The 1,956-nt window shown below is 50.2% G+C and carries 2 pseudogenes; both read right to left on the bottom strand.

Annotated features, from left to right (window positions below):
- Positions 1-934, bottom strand: a pseudogene (locus WCG50_RS19195) (hypothetical protein); the annotation flags it as partial.
- Between the two features lie 718 nt (positions 935-1,652).
- Positions 1,653-1,956 (bottom strand): annotated as a pseudogene (locus tag WCG50_RS19190) (hypothetical protein); the annotation flags it as partial.

Below are 1,956 nucleotides of genomic sequence, written 5' to 3'. Positions count from 1 at the left end.
CTATGTCATTGAACTGGTCGGTGGCGCCGTTTGGATCCATAGGGTCGGGGTATTTATTGGCGTTCATTCCAAACGTTCCAAGCATGGCGGACTGGGTACCCTCCTGCCATTCATGCTGCAAGGCTAAGCGCCAGTAAGGCGCCGCATCCTGCAGAACTGCAGCTTCTTCACGGGGCACGCCTTCACGGAAGATATTAAATAGCCCATCGGGGGTAACGTAGGCTCCAATCTCTGCGTACACGGTCCGGTTCCACATAGAGTAAGCGGTAAGCCCCACCACTTGCTGACCTAAGCCTTCTTGGATTAGCGTAGCGGCCGCTGGAGATGGTGCAATGCTGGAACTGGCATATGGAAAGCCCCATACCGGAGTCGTGTTGTATATGTCTGATACTGTGGGATTGTTATTAAGGCTGAAGCCATAGGCCACGTTTAACGAGTCAGACTTATATGCGTTGGCGTATCGCAGATCTACATTGTCGATTTGGCCTTTGTCGGCCTGTCCGTCGTAGCTGTATTGAATGAAACCTCCGACGTGGTCAGATAGTCGGCCTGCCAGAAAGACACTGGCTTGTTGTAACTCCAAACTCTTTTGGTCCGGAAAGTTGCTCGCGTCAGTTCCTGGGCTAGTGGTGTTGGCTGTTCTGGTCACTGACGTTTGCAAAAATCCGGCAATCGGTATCAGAGGCGGGTCCCCATCGCGGCTGAAGGAAACTAGTGGACGCTCTTCTCCAACGATCGGCTTTATCAAAGTGTAGCCGCCCAATTTGAATTGCCTGCCAACCGTCGTCAACTCCGGCCAGCTGACGTGGCATGCCATGCATTCCATTCCAGTTTGCCGAGCAAAACTCGGAACTGCATGTGCAGTTTCTAAGGTGGCCAGGCAAAAGATTAGCAAAACTATACGAAACTGGATATGCATCATGAGTCTCAACATAAATTTGCTCCTTCCGTCTTAGACCACGACTAACGCAGTTTCGTGACCACAAAACTGTGAAGTGAGACTAGTCAATATTTGTGTGTCGGTAAAGTTGGTTGGTTCCTAAAAATGATCTCCAATTTTTAGGGTTGACCCTATATTCTTAAGAAGCGATGAAGAGTGGAATGTGGTCGACAATCGCAGGAGAAAAAAGGACATCAGGGTTTCAGACGCTTACACAATGGCCATAGCACAGGGCCACAAAGATCGCACCGAAAAAAACTGGTCAAAGCCTTTGACGTTGTCGGGTGACTGGGGCACGTCTTGGCCGCTGCTGCGATGGGTTGTTTTTGATGATCTGGCTGCTTCGCTAAAGTGTTATTCAAGGATAGTGGTCGACGATAAACTCAATGACGAACTTGGACACCCATCAAGCTAAGGTGTAACGCAGTAAATGCTGCACTGCCGACCGCCAGCTTCCAAATTCCACTGGGATTATCGCGATTCGGATGTTTTGGCCGCCTCCGGCCCGTCAGAGTCAACGGCACGAGATTTCAGCAAATCACCAGTGTCAAAAAACGAAAATGCAAAGAGCAGTCGGTCGCTAAATGCTCTCCAAAGACTGCTGTACTGCCTATTGCAGTCACACCAGGCGGGGAGGTAGTCGGCTCTTAGGCCGCGTTAGCCGTGAAGTGTAGTAATACTGCCACCAACAAGTAGTAATATTGCCACTAACTTAAAAGTCGCACAGTTCCCGAAGTAGCGCCACGCTGCCAGTTCGCTTCATCATTCTGCGAACCAGTAAATCACAGCGGACTTTTGTTACACCCAGATAGTGGGCAAACTGCTCCTGGACAACGCGCATCTGGTTGCTTTGCTTATCTATATGAAATTGACTTATCCATCGCACCAGACCGGTCGGCGGATGCAATGACTTGTTGAACAGTGCAGCCGGATGACTGGTACCACACCAATACATCGCAAATAGGGGTCCCCTCGTTTTCAGTGCAATAACTGGCGGTACGCAAACCCAGCACTGG

Source organism: Rhodoferax sp. (assembly GCF_037143375.1).
In the GTDB taxonomy this organism is placed as follows: Bacteria; Pseudomonadota; Gammaproteobacteria; order Burkholderiales; family Burkholderiaceae_C; genus Rhodoferax.
Note: the sequence above shows the minus strand (reverse complement) of the source record. Positions and strands in the feature narration are given on the sequence as shown.